Here is a 21,681-nt window from a genome sequence, read left to right on the forward strand (position 1 = left end):
CTTAGGATTTGACCGGCTTGCCTGTTCCCCCTGATTCTGCTGCTTGATTCTGACCCCATAATTCACGGAAGGTATTGTCGATGCGCATGATGTTTGGTCGGCGGCTTGCGGCACCGGCGTCCGGTCAGGGCGCGGCCGAGCTTGGCGATCTGCCGGAATGGAACCTTGCCGACCTCTATGCCGGCATGGAAGCCCCGGAACTGAAGCGTGACATCGCCAAAGCCGCCGCCGACGCGATCGCCTTCGAGACCCGCTGGAAGGGCACGCTCGCCGCCGAGGCCGGACGCGGCGCCGCCGGCAAACTGGGCGAGGCGCTGGTCGCCTACGAGGCGCTGGAGGAACTGATCGGCCGCATCGTCTCCTATGCCGGCCTGGTCTATGCCGGCAACACCGCCGATCCGCAGCGCGCCAAGCTCTATGGCGACATCCAGGAGAAGATGACCGACGCCAGCGCGCATCTCCTGTTCTTCGCGCTCGAACTGAACCTGATCGATGACGCGGCGATCGAAAGCGCCCTCGCCGGCGATCCGGCTTTCGGCCACTACCGGCCCTGGGTGCTCGACCTCAGGATGGACAAGCCCTACCAGCTCGAGGACCGCGTCGAGCAGCTTTTCCATGAGAAGTCGATAACCGGACGCGGCGCCTGGAACCGTCTGTTCGACGAGACGATGACCGACCTTCGCTTCGACATCGACGGCGAGGAGTTGACGCTGGAGCCGGCCCTCAATCGCCTGCAGGATGCTGATGGCGAGGTGCGCCGCCGCGCCTCCGAGGCGCTGGCCGCGACCTTCCGCAAGAATTTGCGCACCTTCACCCTGATCACCAACACACTGGCCAAGGACAAGGAAATCTCGGACCGCTGGCGCGGCTTCGAGGACATCGCCGATTCCCGCCATCTCGCCAACCGCGTCGAGCGCGGCGTGGTCGATGCGCTCGCCAGCGCGGTGCGCGAGGCCTATCCGCGCCTGTCGCATCGCTACTACGCGATGAAGGCGCGCTGGCTCGGCATGGAGGTGATGAACCACTGGGACCGCAACGCCCCGTTGCCGGAGACGCCGCAAGCGGTGATCGGCTGGGACGAGGCGAGGAACACCGTACTGTCGGCCTATCAGCGCTTCTCGCCGGAGATGGCCGAGATCGCGCGCACCTTCTTCGACCGCAACTGGATCGACGCGCCGGTGCGCCCGGGCAAGTCGCCAGGCGCCTTTGCCCATCCGACCGTGCCATCGGCCCACCCCTATGTGCTGCTCAACTACATGGGCAAGCCGCGTGACGTGATGACGCTGGCGCATGAACTCGGCCACGGCGTGCATCAGGTGCTGGCCGCCGGCCAGGGTGCGCTGATGGCCTCGACGCCGCTGACGCTGGCCGAGACGGCCTCAGTCTTCGGCGAGATGCTGACCTTCCGCTCGCTGCTCGAGCAGACCACCGACCGGCGCGAGCGCAAGGCCATGCTCGCCCAGAAGGTCGAGGACATGATCAACACGGTGGTGCGCCAGATCGCCTTCTACGAATTCGAGCGCAAGGTGCATGCCGAGCGCCGCAACGGCGAACTGACATCCGACAGGCTCGGTCAGTTCTGGCTGGAAGTGCAGGCTGAAAGCCTCGGCCCGGCGATCAAGCTGCGCGAGGGTTACGAGGTGTTCTGGACCTACATCCCGCACTTCATCCACTCGCCCTTCTACGTCTACGCCTATGCGTTCGGCGACTGCCTGGTGAACTCGCTCTACGCCGTCTACCAGAACGCCGAGCGCGGTTTTCAGGACAAGTATTTCGAAATGCTGCGCGCGGGCGGCACCAAGCATCATTCGCAGCTTCTGGCGCCCTTCGGCCTCGACGCCACCGATCCCGCCTTCTGGCAGATCGGGCTCGGCGTCATCAGCGGCCTGATCGATGAACTGGAATCCCTCAACGGCTGAGACGCCTCTCACTTGCAAGAACAGTTTAGCCGGAATGCATGTGGGGACGGCGCTGTTCTTGCGCTAAATATTTGTTCTTGAAGAACTCTGGGCGGAAGTTTTCCCATAGCTTTCCACAAGCTCTATGATAGCCTTCGCTCCAAGCTCAGCCGGAGCCTGTGCGGATCGGCGAGGGAAAATCTCAGCCGGCCGTGACGCTCAGGCGAACGCGACAACGGCCGTTGGCCATGGGCTGGAAAAGCCGATCGCCGACAGCTCGAACCGAAGCCGGCTGTTCTGCGAACCCGCGGAACCATCATCGAGTAGTCCATCGCCGAAGGTCATGACCCACGGCAGACGGATCTGACTGGAGAGAGAAAATGGGCACTTTTTTCTACGTGGTCCTGGCGTTCCTTGTAGGCGTTTTGGTTGGCTGGTTCATCTGGGGTCGCCTGCGTGGTGAGCTCGACAGTTTGCGCGGCGACCTCGACCGCACCCGCAGCGAGCGCGACCGGTTGCGCGCCGACAGCGACCGGCTGACCGGCGAACTCAATGCATGCGGCAAGACCCGCGCCGACCTCGAGCGCCAGTTGCGCGACGCACAGGCTTCGACGGGTGGAGCAAAGGCCGCCAGTCCGGCGCCGGCCGCCCTGATGTCAACGCCGGCCGCGGCCAAATCCGCTCCTGCCGCGGCCAAGGCTGCGCCCGCCAAACCGGCCGCGAAGGCAGCGCCGGCGAAAGCCGCCACCGCCAAGTCGGCGACACCGAAGCCGGCGGCCGCCAAGCCCGCCGCGAGCAAACCCGCGGCCTCCGCCGCTTCGACAACCAAAAGCGCGGCCGCGCCCAAGCCGGCAGCCGCCAAGAAGGCCGCTCCGGCGGCAGCCAAACCAGCAGCAGCCAAGCCTGCGGCGGGCAAATCAGACAATCTGCGCCGGCTGATCGGTATCGGCCCGGTCAATGAGAAGCTGCTCAAGGCGCAAGGCGTCACCACTTTCGCCCAGATCGCCGCCTGGACCGCCGCCGACATCAAACGGATCGAGGACGTGATGAACTTCGACGGCCGCATCGCGCGCGAACGCTGGATCGAGCAAGCCAAGCTGCTCGCCGCCGGCGACGAGAAGGAGTTCGCCAAGCAGTTTCCGACAGCGGGAACCGCCAGCAACACCTGAGCGGCGGAGCCGGGACAAATTGCGACTGGCGGCGCATGGCGCCGCCGGTTTTGTTTTGCCGGCAGGCCGCCAGGAGGTCGGCTTTGAGGGGCAAGGTGACGTTCCCTCGATTGCACGCGAGCCGCCCCCCATATAGAGCGATCGACGGCTTCATCGATCCTGGTCCCCATGTCCCTGCCCGCCGCCATCTTCCGCAACGACGAAAGCGCGCGTCAGCTCGTGTTCGACCGGCCGGCCGACATCATCGTGGCGCATGAGGCCCGGGATTTCGGACACGCGCTGGAGGCCGCGCAGGCCGCGCACGACGCCGGCAAATGGTTGGCCGGCTATTTCTCCTACGAGGCCGGTTATCTGCTCGAACCGAAACTCGCTCCCTTGCTGCCGGGTCGGCGCTGCGCGCCGCTGGTCTGCCTCGGCGTCTTCGATGCCCCGGTCGAAGACGCGGTGCCGCCGCGCAATGCGGCAACCCCGAACAGCCCGATCTTCGATGCACGGGCGGCCTGGTCGTTCGAGGACTATGAAAAACGCTTCTCGCGGCTGCACCAGCATATCAGGCAGGGCGACTGCTACCAGGGCAACCTGACCTTTCCGGTGCATGCGCAATGGTCGGGCGACCCGCTTGCCGCCTTCGACGCGCTGACCGAACGCCAGCCGGTGAAGTATGGCGCGCTGGTCGCGCTGGGTGACCCGATCGTGCTGTCGCGCTCGCCCGAACTGTTCTTCGAGATCAACGCCGCCGGGATGATCGAGACGCATCCGATGAAGGGTACCGCCCCGCGTGGCACGACCAAGGCCGAGGACGAGCGGCAGAAGACCTTCCTGCGCAATGACGAGAAGAACCAGGCCGAGAACCGGATGATCGTCGACCTCCTGCGCAACGACATCTCGCTGATCAGCGAGGTCGGCACGCTGGAGGTGCCGGAACTGTTCCGCATCGAGAGCTACCCGACCGTGCACCAGATGGTGAGCGACGTCAGGGCGAAGCTGCTACCGGGCCTCAGAATCCGCCAGATCTTCGCGGCGCTCTTTCCCTGCGGCTCGATCACCGGCGCGCCGAAGATCCGCGCCATGGAGATCCTGCACGATCTGGAGGGCACGCCGCGCGACGTCTATTGCGGCGCCATTGGCTGGATCGCACCCGGCGGCACGATGCGCTTTTCCGTGGCGATCCGCACCATCTCGCTCTTTGCCAGCGGCGAGGCCGTCTACAATGTCGGCGGCGGCATCGTCTTCGATTCGACGCCTGAGGAGGAGTATCAGGAGTGTCTGCTCAAAGCCCGCTTCGCGACGGGGACACCGCCGATTTCGAGTTGATCGAGACCATGCGCTGGCAGCCCGAGACGGGCTTCCTGCGCTTCGATCGCCACCTTGCGCGCCTCTATGGCTCGGCGGCGGAGCTTGGCTTTGCCTGCGATCCGCAGACGATAGGCGCCGTGCTGGGCAAGGCGGTCGACGGCGCCCGAAACGCCATGCGCACACGGCTCGCCTTGGCGCGCAACGGCGACGCGACGGCCTCGGCACAGCCCTACGAACCGCTCGCCGCCGACAAGGTCTGGCTGCTGCGGCTGGCGCGGACGCGGCTCGATTCCGGCAATACGCTGTTGCGCCACAAGACCAGCCGGCGCCAGCTCTACACCCATGCCCGTTCCGAATATCTCGTCACCCAGGCCGACGAGGTGCTGCTGGCCAATGAGCGCGGCGAAATCTGCGAAGGCACCATCACCAATGTCTTCGCCGATTTCGGCGACGGCGTGCTCACAACGCCCCGACTCGATTGCGGCCTGCTGCCTGGCGTATTGCGCGCCGAGCTTCTGGATGAAGGCCGAGCGCAAGAAGCAATCTACAGCTACGACGATCTGAAGTCGGCCAAGGCGCTCTTTGTCGGCAATTCGCTGCGCGGCCTGATTCCCGCAAGGCTGGTGTAACCAGGAGAACGCCATGTTCGTCGTTTCGCTGAATTACAAAGTGCCGCTGACGGAGATCGATCAATTGCAGGCGGCGCACATCGAGTGGCTGAAGGCCTGCTATGCGGAGGGTATTTTCGTTGCTTCCGGGCCGAAGAAACCGCGAACCGGCGGCATCATCATCGCGCAATGCCCCCGTGAGATCCTCGACGCCAGGCTGGCTGCCGACCCCTTCGCCAAGGCAGGCGCCGCGGACTATGAAGTCACCGAATTCGTGGCCAGGATGGCCGCCGCCGGTTTCGACGCTTTCAAGGAAGCATGAGCTTGGTCGAAGCCCTGCCCACCCACACCCCTTATGACGGCTCATCGAAGCTGTTCAACATCGGGCTGAAGCCGCTAGACCCGGCAAACTGGATCGAGGTCGACGGCCATCTCCTGCCCTACCTCGCCGAGAAGCGCAGGCTCTATGCCGAAATCCCTGAACGGGTTTTCGTCGAGGAGGACGGCACGCGGGACGCCCAGCGGGAAGTGCTCGACTTGCTCGGCGCGCATCTGCCGGAGCGATTTCCGCACACACACCGCCGCACCGATGCGGGCATCGAGGTGGTGGGCGCTACGAACCACCCCGCTTTGCCTTCCGGTCTCGCCGACGCGCCGCTGGTCGCGGCCTCGCTGCTGGTCCAGGAAGACCTGATCCTGATGCGCCGCGACGACAGCGGCTGGCGGCTCGCCGCCGGCTCGCTGTGCTTTCCCTCGTCCTGGTCGCTCACCGAAAAATTCGGCAAGCCGCTGCAGCAGATCCATGAGCCCGTGCCGGGCTTCGGTCCGGGCACGCGGCCGGCCGCATTGATCAACCGCATGTTCGACGGCCTGCAGGGCCAAGCGGTCGAACGCTTCAACTGGTCGATCCAGGCCGACAATGCGCTCTACCATCCGCTGTCCAATGTCGAGCGCATCGACCGTGCCACCAACCGGCCGACACGCTTCCCCGATGGCGACGTCAAGGCGCACGCCTTCATCCGCGTCGAGCGTCAGACGCTGCGCAAGCTGCCGTCCTCACGCGACATCCTGTTCACCATCCGCATCCACCTCGATCCCCTCGCCGTGCTGGCACGGCATCCGGATCGGGCGACGCTCGCATTGTCCTTTGCCGCCCAGCTCGAAGCGCTCGATCTCGATCAGCTCGACTACAAGGGCCTGACATCGGACCGCGATCGGCTGATTGCCGTCCTTAACCACATGGCGAGCGACGGCTAGCCACAGGTTGGCGCTTTTCGCTGGTTTATGACAATGATCTGTGATGTAGCGCATGACCGCTGGGCGAAAATCCCCGGGTTTTGCGGGTATTTGCCCGGCTTTGCATATGTCTGAAGGAGTGCTCGATAAAATGGCGAATGAAAACTGGCCCGTTTACGGTGAGATCACCGGCCCTGTGGTGATGATCGGCTTCGGCTCGATCGGACGGGGAACGCTGCCGCTCATCGAACGCCATTTCAAGTTCGACAAGTCGCGCATGACGGTCCTCGACCCACGCGATACCGACCGCAAGCTGCTCGACGAGCGCGGCATCGCCTTCGTCCAGGAAGCGGTGACCGAGAAGAACTACAAGAAGCTTCTGACGCCGCTTTTGACCAATGGCGGCGGCCAGGGCTTTTGCGTCAACCTGTCGGTCGATACCGGCTCGGTCGACCTGATGCGGCTCTGCCGCAAGCTCGGCGTGCTCTACATCGACACCGTCGTCGAGCCGTGGCTCGGCTTCTATTTCGACGCCAAGGCCGACAACGCCAGCCGCACCAACTATGCGCTGCGCGAGGCGATGATCCAGGAAAAGCAGGACAAGCCCGGCGGCGCCACCGCCGTCTCCACCTGCGGCGCCAATCCCGGCATGGTCTCGTGGTTCRTCAAGCAGGCGCTGGTCAACCTCGCCACTGATCTTGGCCTCGAGTTCTCGGAGCCGGCGCAGGAAGACCGCGAGGGCTGGGCCAAGCTGATGAAGAAGGCTGGCGTCAAGGGTATCCACATCGCCGAGCGCGACACCCAGCGCAGCAAGAAGCCGAAGCCGATGGAGGTGTTCTGGAACACCTGGTCGGTCGAGGGCTTCATTTCCGAGGGCTTGCAGCCGGCCGAGCTCGGCTGGGGCACGCATGAAAAGTGGATGCCGAAGAACGGCAAGAAGCACAAGCACGGCTCCAAGGCCGCGATCTATCTGGAGCAGCCCGGCGCCAACACGCGCGTGCGCTCTTGGTGCCCGACGCCGGGCGCGCAATACGGCCTGCTCGTGACGCACAACGAGGCGATCTCGATCGCCGATTTCTTCACCGTTCGCTCCAAGAAGGGCAAGGTCCAGTACCGGCCGACCTGCCACTATGCCTACCATCCCTCAAACGACGCGATACTGTCGCTGGACGAGATGTTCGGCGCCGCCGGCAAGCCTCAGCCGGTGCACCACGTGCTCGACGAGAACGAACTGGTCGACGGTGTCGACGAGCTCGGCGTCCTGCTCTACGGCCACGACAAGAATGCCTACTGGTATGGCTCGCAGTTGTCGCTCGCCGAGGCGCGCAAGCTGGCGCCCTATCAGAACGCCACCGGCATGCAGGTTACCTCTGCGGTTCTGGCCGGCATGGTCTGGGCGCTCGAAAATCCGGATGCCGGCATCGTCGAGGCCGACGAGATGGACTACAAGCGCTGCCTCGAGGTGCAATCGCCCTATCTCGGACCGGTCAAAGGCTATTACACCGACTGGACGCCGCTCGACAGACGCCCGGGCCTGTTCCCGGAAGACCTCGACCGCAGCGATCCGTGGCAATTCCGCAACATCCTCGTCCGATAGCACGTTACGCACCATGCGCCATTGCCTTGCAATCGCCCGGAAATCGGGCGATTGAAGAGATGCGGCCTGGGGCAGCGTGCGTCTTGCGGGACGCCCGCCCGTTCCAGCACTTTGGACGTTCGCCTCGTGCCTGCCAAAATCGAAACCGATTTTTGGGCCGATGCGTTTGGAGAGGATTTCAGATGACTATTGCGCGCAAAGTTCTTTCGATGGGCGTGGCGGGTTCCTTTGCCATGATGCTTGCTGCCTGCACCACAAGCGGTCCCGACGCACCGCCGATGGCGGCCGCGCCGAAAGGCGTCGAGGGCTCGTGGATCGATGCCAAGGGCACCGGCCTGTCGACCTTCACCGGCGGCAAGTTCACGACCGTCGCCACCGACACCGGCCAGAAGCTCGCCGATGGCAGCTATACCATGACCGGCGCCACGTCGGTCGAGATCAACGGCACGTCGCTGATCCGCCAGACGCCGGTCAGCTTCAACTGCCTGCTGATCTCCACCAGCCAGCTGAACTGCACCAGCTCGTCCGGCCAGAATTTCGTGCTGACGCGACGCGTCTGAACCGGCGACATCGGACTCATCGAGGACGGCGGCCGATTGGCCGCCGTCCTTTTTTGTGCTTGCAACTCTTGGCGGCATTTCCGCTTGCGTCAGCCGGAACGCGATGGGAACATGGTCGAAACGCTGGCTGTTATACCCCAGTCAAGCAAGGGCGTTAAACGCCTCCGATCAGCCTACCGGGAGACGAAGATGAAGAAGCTTGCCGCCATTGCCGCCCTGTCAGCATCGACGCTTGGCCTGTCGGCCGGCGCATCCTTTGCCGACTACACATTGAACATTCTGCATTTCAATGACTGGCACAGCCGCATCGAAGGCAACAACAAATACGAATCGACCTGTTCGGCCGACGAGGAGACCAAGGGCGAATGCATCGGCGGCGCCGGCCGGTTGATCACGGCGATCGGCCAGGAACGCAAGAAGCTCGAAGGCCAGAACGTGCTGCTGCTCAATGCGGGCGACAGCTTCCAGGGATCGCTGTTCTACACCACCTACAAGGGCACCGTGGAGGAGGAATTCCTCAACCAGATGAAACCCGACGCGGTGACGCTCGGCAATCATGAATTCGACGACGGCGAGAGCGCGCTGGTGCCTTACCTCGACAAGGCGAAGTTCCCGATCGTCAGTGCCAATGTCCTGCCCAACGACAAGTCCGGCGCGGCCGGCAAGATCAAGCAGTCGATCGTCGTCGAGGTCGGCGGACAGAAGATCGGCATTGTCGGCGCCGTCACCAACGATACGCCCGAACTCGCCTCCCCCGGCCCCAACATCGCCATCGCCGACGACGTCAAGTCGATCACCGCGGAAGTCGAGAAGCTGAAGGCGCAGGGCGTCAACAAGATCATCGCGGTGACCCATATCGGCTACAACAGGGAGCGCGACATCATCGCCAAGATCCCGGGCATCGACGTGGTCGTCGGCGGCCACAGCCATACGCTGTTGTCCAACACCGATCCGAAGGCGGCAGGCCCCTACCCGACGATGGTCGACAACCCGGACGGCTACAAGGTGCCGGTGGTGCAGGCGGCCTCCTATTCGAAATATCTCGGCGAGTTCAAGGTGGTGTTCGACGACAATGGCGTCGTCAAGTCGGCCAGCGGCGACCCGATCTTTCTCGACAAGTCGATTACGCCCGATCCCGCCGTGCTGGCCCGCATCAAGGAGCTCGGTGCGCCGATCGAGGCTTTGAAGAACAAGGAAGTGGCCGAGACCACCGACGTTGTCGACGGCAGCCGCGAGAATTGCCGCACCAAGGAATGCGCGATGGGCAACCTCGTCTCCGACGCCATCCTCGACCGCGTCAAGGGACAGGGCGTCGAGATCGTCATCTCCAATGGCGGCGGCCTGCGCGCCTCGATCGACAAGGGCACCGTCACAATGGGCGAGGTGCTGACCGTGCTGCCGTTCCAGAACACGTTGGCGACCTTCCAGATTTCCGGCAAGGACCTGGTCGCCGGTCTGGAAGGCGGCGTCAGCCAGATCGAGGACGGCGCCGGCCGCTTCCCGCAGGTTGCTGGCCTCAAATACGCCTTCGACAAGTCGGTCGCACCCAATGCCGGCCGCGTCAAATCCGTCGAGGTGATGGAGAACGGCGCCTGGACGCCGATCAAGCCCGACAAGGACTATCTGGTCGCCACCAACAATTACGTGCGCCAGGGCGGCGACGGCTACAAGGTCTTCGCCGAAAAGGCCAAGAACCCCTACGACTACGGTCCCGGTCTGGAACAGGTCGTGGCCGACTATCTCGGCGCCCACCGGCCCTACACGCCCAAGCTCGACGGCCGCATCACCGAGATCGCCGCGACTGTCGCGGCGGCCCCGGCAGCCGAGCCTGCCAAGCCTGCAGAGCCGGCAAAGCCAGCCGAGGCAACCCCGGCCCCCGCGCCGGCGGAACCTGCCAAACCAGCCGAGGCCGCGAAACCTGCCGAACCGGCAAAGCCTGCGGAAGCGGCACCGGCAATGCCCGCATTGCCGGCCAATTCAGGCGATATCGCCAACACGCCACCGGCCATATCGACGGAGGCGGCACCTCCGCCGCCGGCACCCGCTGCCCCGGCGCCTGCTCCCGCTGCTCCGGCAAAACCGGCCGAGGCTGCTCCCGCACCGGCGCCGGCGGAACCCGCCAAGCCCGCGGAACCGGCAAAGCCGGCCGAAGCACCGGCGACGGGCAACCATGTCATCGTCACCGGCGATACCTACTGGGACCTGGCCAAGAAGGCCTATGGCGACGCGACCAAATGGAGGCTCATCTATGAGGCCAACAAGGGTCAAAGGCCGCATCGGCTTATGCCGGGCGCAACGCTGACCATCCCGCCGAAGTAACGCGCTTTCGCCTCTTCCATCCAACACCCGCCAGGGAAACCGGGCGGGTGTTCTGTTTTCGGCCGAACACGCGTTAAGGTGCGGCCAGACGCGGCATTGAAACCCCGGGCAGGATGATTAGGTTCGCGTCTCCTGGAGAACCCCTATGACGCTTACAACCGCTGTCGATCCCAAAGCCGCGAAGGCCCTCGGCCCCCGGCCGGCCGGGCATCCGCCGGTCAAGACCGGCAAGGTTGGTGTCATGCTGATCAATCTCGGCACGCCTGACGGCACCGACTTCAAGCCGATGTGGCGGTATCTCAGGGAATTCCTGTCCGATCCGCGCGTCATCGAGCTGAACAGGGCGATCTGGTATCCGATCCTCTATGGCCTGGTGCTCACCACCCGCCCGAAGAAGTCCGGCGCCAATTACGCCCGGATATGGAACAAGGAAAGGAACGAGTCGCCGCTGCGCACCTACACCCGCGCCCAGGGCGAAAAGCTGGCCGAGGCGTTGCGCGACCTGCCCGATGTCGTCGTCGATTGGGCGATGCGCTACGGCAATCCTTCGACCGCGAGTGTCGCCGAAAGGCTGGTCGCGCAGGGCTGCGACCGCATTCTTTCGTTCCCGCTCTACCCACAATACTCCGCGACGACGACGGCAACCGCCAATGACCAGCTGTTTCGCGCCTTGATGAAAATGCGCGCGGCCCCCGCCATCCGCAGTGTGCCGCCTTACTATGACGAGCCCGTCTATATCGAGGCGCTGGCGCGTTCGATCGAACAGAATCTCGCCACGCTGGATTTCGAGCCGGAAGTGGTCATCGCCTCCTACCACGGTATCCCAAGACCCTACTTCGAAAAGGGTGATCCCTACCATTGCCACTGCCTCAAGACGACGCGGCTGCTGCGCGACAGGCTCGGCTGGGACGAGAAGAGGCTGATAACCACCTTCCAGTCCCGCTTCGGCGCGCAGGAATGGCTGCAGCCCTACACGGACAAGACGGTGGAGAAACTGGGCAAGGACGGCGTCAAATCCATCGCCATCGTCAATCCCGGCTTTTCCGTCGACTGCATCGAGACGCTGGACGAGATCGGCCGGGAAGCGGCCGAGACTTTCCATCACGCCGGCGGCAAGAACTTTGCGCACATCCCTTGCCTCAACGACAGCGCCGAGGGGATGGCGGTGATCGAGGCAATGGTGCGGCGCGAACTGTCCGGTTGGGTCTGATATCAGGAACAACGATCACTCCGGGGCGTTGAGGCGCACCTCCGGAGAATTCGATGCCCCGCAAACTGGACCTCAGAACCGGCCGGCCCGTCTGGTCCGCCTACCGCGCGCCTGCCGTGCCGACTTCGGCGCTGACCCGCGACGTCAAGACCGATGTGCTGATCGTCGGCATGGGCATCAGCGGCGCGATGATGGCCGAGGCGTTGACGGCGGACGGCCATGAAGTGATCTGCATCGACCGGCGTGGCCCGCTGAAGGGCTCGACCGCCGCAACCACGGCGCTGGTCCAGTTCGAAATCGACCAGCCGCTTTCAACGCTCTCGAAGATGATCGGCAAGACGAAGGCGCAGCAGGCCTGGCGCCGCTCGCGGCTCGCCGTTTCCAATCTCGCCGGCCGCATCGAGGATCTCGCGATCGACTGCCGCCTGCGCCGCACCCAGTCGCTCTATCTGGCCGGCACACTGCTCGGCCCGTCGGCACTGCGTGAGGAAGCCGAAGCGCGCCGGCAAGCGGGGATTGCCGCGACCTATCTGACGCCGCAGCCGCTGGCGGTGACATTCGGTATCGACCGCGGCGGCGCCATCCTCAGCCATGGCAACATCGCGCTCGACCCGCGCAAGCTGACGGCCGGGCTGCTGCTCAAGGCGCTGGAACGCAAGGCACGTCTTTACGCGCCCGTCGAAGCGACGGCGATCGAGGACAGCGCCGACGAAGTGGTCGTGGCCACAAAGGACGGCCCGACCATCACGGCTCGGCATGTGGTGCTGGCCACCGGCTATGAACTGGTCGACATCGTGCCGGCCGCCGCCCACCGGATCATCTCGACCTGGGCGATCGCGACGCGCCCGCAGCCGCGAAAGCTCTGGCCGGGTCCAGCGTTCATCTGGGAAGCGTCGGACCCGTATCTCTACCTCAGGGCGACGGCCGACGGCAGGGTCATCTGCGGCGGCGAGGACGAGGATTTTGCCGACGAGACGCGGCGCGATGAATTGATCCCCGACAAGGCTGCGCGCATCGCTGAAAAACTCGGCCTGATATTTCCGCAACTCGACGTCAGGCCTGAATTCGCCTGGACCGGTTCCTTCGGCACGACCAGCACCGGCCTGCCCTATATCGGCGCCATCCCCAGGCACCCGCGGATCCATGCGGTCATGGGTTAYGGCGGCAACGGCATCACCTTCTCGCGCATCGCTTCCGAAATTATTTCGGCTTCGATCAAGGGGCTCGCCGACACGGATGCAGAGCTGTTCGCCTTCAACCGGTGAGTGCAAACCCACAAACAATCCTTCATCACCTGATTGTAACGCTCCTGAAACACACTTAAGTCTTTGGTGAAGCCGGCTGCGCGGGAATGGCTCGCAGGGCCAGCTTCTGAGGGAGAGCCAAATGGATTTCAGTGGTTTCGATATTGCGGTCATTGTTCTTGTCGCGCTTGTCGTGCTGGTGCTGTTCAAAGGCATCAAGACAGTTCCGCAAGGCTACAACTATACCGTCGAACGTTTTGGCCGTTACACCAGGACACTGAGCCCCGGCCTCAACATCATCACGCCTTTCGTCGACCGCATCGGCGCAAAGATGAACATGATGGAGCAGGTGCTCGACGTTCCGAGCCAGGAGATCATCACCCGCGACAACGCCATCGTTGGCGTCGACGGCATCGCTTTCTACCAGATCCTCAATGCGGCACAGGCAGCCTACCAGGTTGCAGGCCTGCAGAACGCCATCCTCAACCTGACGATGACCAACATCCGTACCGTCATGGGTTCAATGGACCTCGACGAGCTCCTGTCCAACCGCGACGCCATCAACGAGCGCCTGCTGCGCGTCGTCGACGAGGCGGCGCATCCGTGGGGCATCAAGATAACCCGCGTCGAGATCAAGGACATCAATCCGCCGGCCAACCTCATCGAATCGATGGGCCGCCAGATGACCGCCGAACGTAACAAGCGCGCGCAGATCCTGGCCGCCGAGGGCCTCAAGCAGTCGCAGATTCTCGAAGCCGAGGGCCGCAAGGAAGCCGCCTTCCGCGACGCCGAGGCGCGCGAGCGTTCGGCCGAGGCCGAGGCCCGCGCGACCCAGGTGGTGTCGGAAGCGATTTCCAAGGGCGACGTGCAGGCGCTGAACTACTTCGTCGCCCAGAAATACACCGAGGCGTTGGGCAAGATCGGCACGGCCACCAACAGCAAGATCGTGCTGATGCCTTTCGAGGCGTCGTCGCTGATCGGCTCGCTCGGCGGCATCGGCGAAATTGCCAAGGAAGTCTTCCGCAACGAAGGCACGGCCGGTGCGCAGCGCCAGGCCGCCCGCCCACCGGTCGTGCGGCCGAGCGACAACTAGGTCCATAGGGGGTCACTCTTATGATCGATCGCATCATTTCCGAACTCGGCCCTTGGACCTGGATGGTTCTGGGCTTCGTGCTGCTGGTCGTGGAGGTCATCGCGCCGGGCTTCTTCATGCTGTGGATCGGCATCGCCGCGCTCATCATTGGCGCCGTATCGCTGCTGATCTGGGATGCGGCGATCTGGACCTGGCAGGTTCAGGTCCTCGCCTTCCTGGCGCTGTCGCTGGTTTCAGCCTTCGTCGGCAAGAAACTCATGGGCGGACGCGACCAGCCGACCGACCAGCCGCTGCTCAACCGGCGCGGCGCTCAGATGGTCGGCCGCATGGCGACGCTTGCCGAGCCGATCAAGGACGGCCGCGGCCGCATCAAGCTCGGCGATACGCTATGGCGCGTCTCCGGCCCGGACCTGCCCGCCGGCACGCAGGTGCGGGTGACAAGTGCCGCGGATACCGACCTGGAACTGACGGTCGAACGGGTCTGAATTTTCAGCCTGGGCGCCGACACACAAGGTGTGTTGAGATTCAGGTCAGGCCGAGTCGAAAATGCCTGATACGAGAACTGGAGCGGAGCGTACTTTTCGTACGTGAGCTCCGCTCTACTGCGTCGCAGTAGAGCGGGGAGGCGCAGGTATCAGCAATTTGCAGGCCGGCCTCACCTGAATATCAGCACACCTAGGCAGCGCCGATGCGCAGCAGGTCATGGAAGTGCACCACGCCGAGCGGCACGTTGTTCTTGGTCACCACCAGCGCGCCGATATTGTGCTCGTTGAGCAGCGCGATCGCGGTGCCGGCAAGCGTCTGCGGATCGACCGTCTTGGGCTTACGGGTCATCACCTCGTCGACGATGACGTCGGCCAGGTGGCGGTGCAGGTTGCGCGCGACATCGCCGTCGGTGATGATCCCGGCCAATTCGCCATTGGTGTCGACGATGAGGACGCAGCCGACCTTCTTCTGCGACAGCGTCATCACCGCTTCCGGCATCTTGGTGCCGAGAAGCGCCAGCGGAATCTGGTCGCCGACCCGCATGATCTCGGAGACCAGCGTCAGGTTGGCGCCAAGCTGGCCGCCGGGATGGAAAGTGCGGAAATGGTCCGGCGTGAAGCCGCGCGCCTCGAGCAACGCGATCGCCAGCGCATCGCCGATGACCAGTTGCAGCAATGTCGATGTCGTCGGCGCCAGGCCGTGCGGGCAGGCCTCCGGGGTGCGCGGCAAAAGCAGCACGACGTCGGCCGCACGCGCCAGCGCCGATGTCTCTCCGGCGGTTATGGCGATAAGCGGAATGGAGAAGCGCCTGGAATAGGCAATGATGCCCTTGAGCTCGAGGCTTTCGCCCGACCACGACATGGCGATGATGGCATCGTCCTTGGCGATCATGCCGAGATCGCCATGGTTGGCCTCGACGGGATGGACGAAGAAGGCCGGCGTGCCTGTGGAGGCCAGCGTCGCTGCGATCTTCGAGCCGATATGGCCGCTTTTGCCGACGCCGGTGACGATCAGCCGGCCTTCGATCTTCGAGATCATGTCGACGGCCTGCGCGAAAGGCGCGGCCAGTCCGTTCTCGAGCGCTTCGGCAAGGGCGGCGATCCCGGCCTGTTCGGTTGTCACCGTTCTCAGTGCCGAATCAATCGACGCTTGCCTGTCCAGGGGCTTCTTATCGAGGGATCTAGCATGCATGGATGATGCGATTAGCGCGTTGCCGCCCGCCTGTCCAACAGAAATGGCGCTGGCGCCCGGATGGCGGAGGCCCCGGGCAGCCCACGCGATCCTGCAAACAGCGGCACTTTGACTGGGCGAATGAGCGCCACCTCAACCCTCCGTTAACCATCCCCATTTACGGTTCGGTAAGTATGGCGCGCACAGCGCCGCGCAAGCAGTGGTGGCGATGTCCGGGGCCCAGCCAGAAAAATCAAGAGGACGACGAGGCAAGGCGGTGTGCGCCCTGCTGCTGGCGACCAGTGTGTTCGCTTTGCTGCGCCCGGCACCTCTCCATGCCCAGGAAACGGAGTTGCGCGGCGAGGTTTCCGAATCGGCGATCCTGACCGACCAGCAGCGCAAGGCAAGGCAACTCGCCCTTGCCACCCAAGGCAAGCAACAGTCGGCCAACACCGCGCAGGACGATACGCCGCCGCGCACCTATTTGCCAGCCAGTGCCGGCGCCGTCCCCGACGACACCGGCACGGATGCCGCCGCCGGCGGCATTTTCGATCCGCCGCAGGCGACCGACGACACGTCCACCGACAATGCGACGCCACCCAAGCCGCGCCGCCATCCGTCGACGGCCGCGCAAAAAGCGACTGATCAGGACAGGACCAAAGCGGGCACCAAGACGGCCGACAAGTCGAAAAAGAAGAAGACGACGACGGCTGCAACCGCTGACACCACCGCTTCAACGACCGCCTCCACGACGGACGCTGCCGGCACGACCGGCACTGATGAGGAGACGGCCAACCGCCGCGCCCTCACCGTCGACAGCGCCGACAGGCAGAAGCTCGACCCCGGCGCCGAGCGCACCGCCGCCATCGAAGGCCAGAACAAGAAGGCCGAGGACGATCCGTTTGCGCCCACCGGCGTCAAATGGGGGTCCTTCGTCATCCGCCCGTCGATCGAACAGGGCATGACCGCCACCACGAACGGCGATTCGAGCAGCGCCGGCACATCAGCGCTGCTGTCGGAGACGGCATTGCGCTTTTCCGCGGTTTCCGACTGGCGCGAAAACTCCGCCACCATCGACGGCTATGGCCTGTTCCGCGAGAGCGTTTCGGGCTACCGGGTTCACAATGCGCAAGGCCGCATCGAAGGCCAGCTCAATGTCGACCTCGACAATGAGCTGCGCGCCATCGCCAAGCTCGGCTATGAAGCCGTGCCCGAAACGGCGTCCTCGCCCAACGCCATTGCCGGCGTCAGCACCCAGCCGCTGCGGCAGACGATCGACGGCAGCCTCGGCATCGAAAAGCACATCGGCAAGATGCAGTACACGCTGACCGGCGCGGTCTCGCACGACTTCTATGGCGACGCCGAGCTTTCGGACGGCACCACGCTGTCGCAGAAGGATCAGGACAACACGCTCTACACGGCGACCCTGCGCACCGGTTACGAAATCTCCCCGGCCCTCACCCCGTTCACCGAAATCGAGGTCGGCCGCAGGGCCTATGATCAGCGCATCGACAATGAGGGCTTCGAGCGTTCCTCGACGCGCCTCGGCGCTCGCGCCGGCCTGCAGCTCGACATGGGCGAGAAGCTGTCGGGCGAATTCTCGGCCGGCTGGCTGCGGGAAGCGATCGACGACAAGAGCCTGGGGGCGATTTCGGGCGCCACCGTCAACGCCGACCTCAAATGGTCGCCGGAGCGCGGGACCACGATCGGCCTGACTGGCAAGACCACCGTCGAGACCACGACCACTGCGGGTGAAAGCGGCGACATCCTCTATTCCGGCCGCTTGACCGGTGAACGGCAGATCCGCGCCAACCTTACCGCGAATGCGGCGCTCGGCCTCGACTGGCGCGACTATGTCGGCATCGATGGCCATGACCAGATCTTGAGCGCCGAGACCGGGCTGACCTGGTGGCTGAACCGTTATGCTGGCCTCACCACAAGGGTGAGAACCGAAAAGCTGACCAGCAACCTGCCCGGCCGCGACTACACCGCCAACAGCATCTATCTCGGCCTGAAAGTGCAGCGCTGAAACTTGTCTGCACAGGAAGGGTGGTCAGCCGCTCGCGCTGGCATGCCCCATCCAGCTAAGACGCCGCGACTCGCCGCTCTGACGGCGTCATTTCGTCGAGAAGCGTGCGGATGACGCCGGCCATGTTCTCCTTCATGTCGCTGCGCCACAGCGCGAAGGCGACATTGGCCTCGACGAAACCTTCCGGCGAACCGCAATCGAAGGTACGGCCCTGATAGTGGTAGCCGTAGAAGGCCTGCTGCTTTTCCAGCTTCAGCATCGCATCGGTCAGCTGGATTTCGTTGCCGGCGCCCTTTTCCTGGTCTTCGAGGATCTTAAAAATCTCGGGCTGCAGGATGTAGCGGCCGTTGATGTAGAGGTTCGAGGGTGCGGTGCCGGTCTTCGGCTTCTCCACCATCTCGGTGATGCGGAAGCCGTGATGCGTATCCTCGCCACGGCCGACGATGCCGTATTTATGGGCCTCCGCCGGATCGCATTCCTGCACGGCGATGATGTTGTTGCCGGTTTCCTCGTAGAGCTCGACCATCGACTTCATGCAGCTCTTTTCCGACTGCATGATCATGTCGGGCAAGAGCAGCGCGAACGGCTCGTCGCCGACCAACTCGCGCGCGCACCAGACGGCATGGCCGAGCCCCATCGGCACCTGCTGGCGGGTGAAGCTGGTCTGCCCCGGCGCCGGCTGCAGCCGCTGCAGGCGAGCAAGCTGCTCGTCCTTGCCGCGCTGGGCCAGCGTGTCATAGAGCTCGAACTGGATATCGAAATGATCCTCGATGACAGCCTTGTTGCGGCCGGTCACGAAGATGAAATGCTCGATGCCCGCCTCGCGCGCCTCGTCGACCACATACTGGATGACCGGCCGGTCGACGACGGTCAGCATCTCCTTGGGAACAGCCTTGGTGGCCGGGAGGAACCGCGTGCCGAGACCGGCGACCGGGAAAACTGCCTTGCGAACTCTCTTCATGCTTTCAATTATCCGTTTGCTGCCCGGCTCCGCAATCCCCGTCTGGCGACATTTTCACGCCGGAATTGAAGATTACTGGGGGGCGGGTGAGGGAAACTTCCACCGGTTAAAGCATCGAGGTGTCTTTTCGTTCCAGGCGACGCCTATGGTAAACTAATTCCTAACCCGGTTCGGCGATGAATGGTCTTTCCTGAGACAGAGAAGGAGGAAAACATGTCCGTTCGCAATGCCGCAAAACGTTTCAGCAGCGTCATGACGGCCGCCAGCCTCTCGCTCGCTCTGCTGATGCCTGCCGGTCCCGCCTTCGCCGACGCCGGTTTCCGGCAATGGGTCGCCAGCTTCCGCGCCACCGCCGTCGCCGGCGGTGTTTCCGGCGCTGTCTACGACCAGGCTTTCAGGGATATCAAGGAGCCTGATCCGGTGGTGCTGGAAAAGGCGCGCACCCAGCCCGAATTCACCGCGCCCGCCTGGGATTATTTCGACAACCGCGTGCATGACCAGTCGGTCGCCGTCGGGCAGCAGATGGCGAAGAAGTGGAAGCCGTGGCTGGACAGGATCGAGTCGAGGTTCGGCGTCGACCGCTACATTCTGCTGGCCATCTGGTCGATGGAATCGAACTATGGCGAGATCCTCAAGCGCGACGACATCATGCGCAACGTCATCCGGTCGCTGGCGACTTTGGGCTATGGCGACCCGAAGCGGTCGAAATATGCCCGCACCCAGCTGGTCGCGGCCCTGAAGATCCTGCAGACCGGCGACATCGACGAAAGCCATCTGATGGGCTCCTGGGCCGGCGCCATGGGCCAGACCCAGTTCATCCCCACCAGTTACCAGCACTATGCCGTCGACATGGACGGCAACGGCAAGCGCGACATCTGGAATTCCATCCCCGATGCGCTGGCCACATCGGCCAATCTGCTGAAGAAGAATGGCTGGCAGGCCGGCAAGACCTGGGGCTACGAAGTCGCGATACCGGCTGGCAAGCTGCCGGGCGGATCGAAGACACTGGCGCAGTGGCAGGCGCTTGGCGTCGTCAGGGCCAGCGGCAAGCCGTTCAAGAACCTCACCGACAAGGCGACGCTGAAAGTGCCGGACGGCCGTGGCGGGCCGGCCTTCCTGATGATCAGGAATTTCTCGGTCATCAAGGCCTACAACAATGCCGACAAATATGCCCTGGCGGTTGGCCTCCTCGCCGACGAGATCGCCGGTGGCAACGGTCTGGTCCAGGACTGGAAGCGGCCCTTCACCAAGCTCACCTTCGAGGAAAGGCAGGAGCTGCAGAAGCGGCTTTCGCAGCACGGGCTTTACGACGGCAAGTTCGACGGCAAGATCGGCGACGGCTCCAAGACCGCCATCATGGCCTATCAGGCGAAGGTCGGCTTGACCCAAGACGGCTACCCGAGCATGGAAGTGCTCAAATGGCTCAGGCAGAAATAGCGCCGGCCACGGCGCCGGGCGCTTTTTTGGCGCACATATCCGGCGCCTTGGCACTTTGAACTTGCGCCCGGCCGCAAAACCGGCTCCGGTTTGCGGAACCAGGCGCAAGGGGATGGAGGAGTGATTGGTTTCGGCCGCGCGTATCGCGATCCTTGTTCGTCGCACGCCGATCCTTTTTCTGGCGATCGTCCTGCTGGCGATCGCCGCCGCCGATGCCTTCCATGCACCGGCCATGGCGCAGGAGCAGCCGCAGCAAAATCGCGGCTGGTCGTTGCGCGACCTCTTGTTTCCACGGCGCAGCGAGCGGGTCGAACCGCCGCTCGACATCCAGAAGGCAAGACCGAAGGCCAAGGCGAAAAAACGCGCCCCGCGTCCGCCGGAGCAGCCTGAAATCCCTGTGGTCGAAAAGACGCCGGACGCCCGCACCGTGCTGGTGGTCGGCGACTTCATGGCCACAGGCCTTGCCGAGGGCCTGGACACCGCCTTCGCCGACAATCCCGGCGTCAGGATCGTCGTGCGCAGCAACGGCTCGTCGGGCTTCGTGCGCGATGACTTCTACAACTGGCCCGAACAGATCAAATCGCTGATCGAGACCGAGAAACCGGCAGCGGTGGTCGTCATGCTGGGTTCCAACGACCGCCAGCAGATGAAGGTCGGCGACGTGCGCGAGCAACCCCGGTCCGAGAACTGGACCAAGGAATATGAGCGCCGCACCGACGAACTCGGCAAGGCCATCGCCACAGCAAAGGTGCCTTTCCTGTGGGTCGGCATGCCGGCCTTCCGGGTGCCGAAGATGACCTCCGACATGCTTGCCTTCAACGACATCTACCATCAGGCCGCCGAAAACCATGGTGGCGAATTCGTCGACGTCTGGGACGGCTTCGTCGATGAGAACGGCGCCTTCGTCACCACCGGCCCCGACATGAACGGCCAGCCGGTGCGGCTGCGCGCCGATGACGGCATCAACGTCTCCAAGGCCGGCAAGCGCAAGCTCGCCTTCTACACCGAAAAGCCGCTGGCCAAGATCCTGGGCCTGGCCGCGCCCGGCAGCGTGGCCCCGGCGACGGCACCAGCGGGCGCGCCTGTCGAGGCGCCGGCGCCGGCAGCGGCACCCATCGTCATCGACCGCACCGCACCCATGCTGCTCAGCGATCCGGCACTCGACGGCGGCACTGAACTGCTCGGCGCCGCGCCGCCGGCAGAGGCCGATCCGGCTCTTCCCGGTGAAAAACTGGTGATCGAAGGCAAGGCGCCGGAGGCTTCGCCCGGACGCGCAGACGATTTCTCCTGGCCGCCAAAGGCCGAGCCGCCGGCGACGGCCGCCGCGACCGACACGACGACGGCAATCACCCCTTAATCGCGCGGAGC

General features: G+C 64.2%; 18 protein-coding genes. 16 read left to right on the forward strand and 2 right to left on the reverse strand.

All coding sequences use genetic code 11. From position 1 onward, the window contains the following. Window positions 1–80: 80 nt before the first annotated feature. The 13 genes from AC1DPX_RS19815 to AC1DPX_RS19875 all read left to right on the forward strand — a co-directional run bounded on the left by AC1DPX_RS19815 (window position 81) and on the right by AC1DPX_RS19875 (window position 14,715). Window positions 81–1,919, forward strand: coding sequence for a M3 family oligoendopeptidase (locus AC1DPX_RS19815; protein WP_477238980.1), 1,839 nt, complete (start codon window positions 81–83; stop codon window positions 1,917–1,919). Between the two features lie 359 nt (window positions 1,920–2,278). Continuing rightward, the gene (locus AC1DPX_RS19820) at window positions 2,279–3,067 is read left to right on the forward strand and encodes a proton-conducting membrane transporter (RefSeq protein ID WP_202358014.1); all 789 of its coding nucleotides are present in this window, start codon (window positions 2,279–2,281) and stop codon (window positions 3,065–3,067) included. A 168-nt stretch (window positions 3,068–3,235) separates the two neighbouring features. Next, entirely contained in the window at window positions 3,236–4,381 is a 1,146-nt protein-coding gene (locus AC1DPX_RS19825) for an aminodeoxychorismate synthase component I (RefSeq protein ID WP_202358013.1), read from the forward strand. Continuing rightward, entirely contained in the window at window positions 4,330–4,992 is a 663-nt protein-coding gene (locus AC1DPX_RS19830; RefSeq protein WP_202358012.1) for an aminotransferase class IV family protein, read from the forward strand. The genes AC1DPX_RS19825 and AC1DPX_RS19830 overlap by 52 nt, the downstream gene beginning before the upstream one ends. 13 nt (window positions 4,993–5,005) lie before the next feature. Further along, window positions 5,006–5,293, forward strand: coding sequence for a YciI family protein (locus AC1DPX_RS19835; RefSeq protein WP_477238982.1), 288 nt, complete (start codon window positions 5,006–5,008; stop codon window positions 5,291–5,293). Further along, window positions 5,290–6,228 carry a heme-dependent oxidative N-demethylase family protein gene (locus AC1DPX_RS19840; protein WP_477238984.1) on the forward strand — a complete coding sequence of 313 codons (939 nt, stop codon included), beginning with the start codon at window positions 5,290–5,292 and terminating at the stop codon, window positions 6,226–6,228. Before AC1DPX_RS19835 ends, AC1DPX_RS19840 begins: the two co-directional genes overlap by 4 nt. Before the next feature lie 130 nt (window positions 6,229–6,358). After that, entirely contained in the window at window positions 6,359–7,804 is a 1,446-nt protein-coding gene (locus AC1DPX_RS19845; protein ID WP_477238986.1) for a homospermidine synthase, read from the forward strand. A gap of 182 nt (window positions 7,805–7,986) precedes the next feature. Then, window positions 7,987–8,364: an outer membrane lipoprotein Omp10 gene (gene omp10 / locus AC1DPX_RS19850; protein ID WP_202358008.1), complete on the forward strand. Its 378-nt coding sequence runs from the start codon at window positions 7,987–7,989 to the stop codon at window positions 8,362–8,364. A 189-nt stretch (window positions 8,365–8,553) separates the two neighbouring features. Beyond that, entirely contained in the window at window positions 8,554–10,683 is a 2,130-nt protein-coding gene (locus AC1DPX_RS19855) for a 5'-nucleotidase C-terminal domain-containing protein (protein WP_477238988.1), read from the forward strand. Between the two features lie 145 nt (window positions 10,684–10,828). Then, window positions 10,829–11,893, forward strand: coding sequence for a ferrochelatase (hemH, locus tag AC1DPX_RS19860; RefSeq protein WP_477238990.1), 1,065 nt, complete (start codon window positions 10,829–10,831; stop codon window positions 11,891–11,893). Between the two features lie 53 nt (window positions 11,894–11,946). After that, the gene (locus AC1DPX_RS19865) at window positions 11,947–13,158 is read left to right on the forward strand and encodes an NAD(P)/FAD-dependent oxidoreductase (RefSeq protein ID WP_477238992.1); all 1,212 of its coding nucleotides are present in this window, start codon (window positions 11,947–11,949) and stop codon (window positions 13,156–13,158) included. Window positions 13,159–13,279: 121 nt separating this feature from the next. Then, window positions 13,280–14,230: an SPFH domain-containing protein gene (locus AC1DPX_RS19870; RefSeq protein WP_202358001.1), complete on the forward strand. Its 951-nt coding sequence runs from the start codon at window positions 13,280–13,282 to the stop codon at window positions 14,228–14,230. Window positions 14,231–14,250: 20 nt separating this feature from the next. After that, entirely contained in the window at window positions 14,251–14,715 is a 465-nt protein-coding gene (locus AC1DPX_RS19875) for an NfeD family protein (protein ID WP_477238994.1), read from the forward strand. Window positions 14,716–14,905: 190 nt separating this feature from the next. On the opposite strand, the gene AC1DPX_RS19880 is transcribed toward AC1DPX_RS19875, so the two are convergent. After that, the gene (locus AC1DPX_RS19880) at window positions 14,906–15,907 is read right to left on the reverse strand and encodes a KpsF/GutQ family sugar-phosphate isomerase (protein ID WP_202357999.1); all 1,002 of its coding nucleotides are present in this window, start codon (window positions 15,905–15,907) and stop codon (window positions 14,906–14,908) included. 208 nt (window positions 15,908–16,115) lie between these two features. Between AC1DPX_RS19880 and AC1DPX_RS19885 the strand changes: the two genes are divergently transcribed. Beyond that, window positions 16,116–17,915 (forward strand): outer membrane beta-barrel protein, encoded by a 1,800-nt coding sequence (locus AC1DPX_RS19885; protein ID WP_477238996.1) that lies wholly within the window; start codon window positions 16,116–16,118, stop codon window positions 17,913–17,915. A 55-nt stretch (window positions 17,916–17,970) separates the two neighbouring features. Here AC1DPX_RS19885 and galU read toward each other — a convergent pair whose 3' ends face one another. Then, window positions 17,971–18,876, reverse strand: coding sequence for a UTP--glucose-1-phosphate uridylyltransferase GalU (galU, locus tag AC1DPX_RS19890; RefSeq protein ID WP_477238998.1), 906 nt, complete (start codon window positions 18,874–18,876; stop codon window positions 17,971–17,973). Window positions 18,877–19,089: 213 nt separating this feature from the next. On the opposite strand from galU, the gene AC1DPX_RS19895 reads away from it, so the two are divergent. Together AC1DPX_RS19895 and AC1DPX_RS19900 are read left to right on the forward strand one after the other, a co-directional pair. Continuing rightward, complete coding sequence (locus AC1DPX_RS19895) at window positions 19,090–20,313, forward strand: lytic murein transglycosylase (protein WP_477239000.1); 1,224 nt, start codon at window positions 19,090–19,092, stop codon at window positions 20,311–20,313. Between the two features lie 124 nt (window positions 20,314–20,437). After that, on the forward strand, window positions 20,438–21,670 hold the full coding sequence (locus tag AC1DPX_RS19900; protein WP_477239002.1) for an SGNH/GDSL hydrolase family protein: 1,233 nt from the start codon (window positions 20,438–20,440) through the stop codon (window positions 21,668–21,670). Window positions 21,671–21,681: the final 11 nt, after the last annotated feature.

Source organism: Mesorhizobium sp. 01N446, assembly GCF_056399285.1.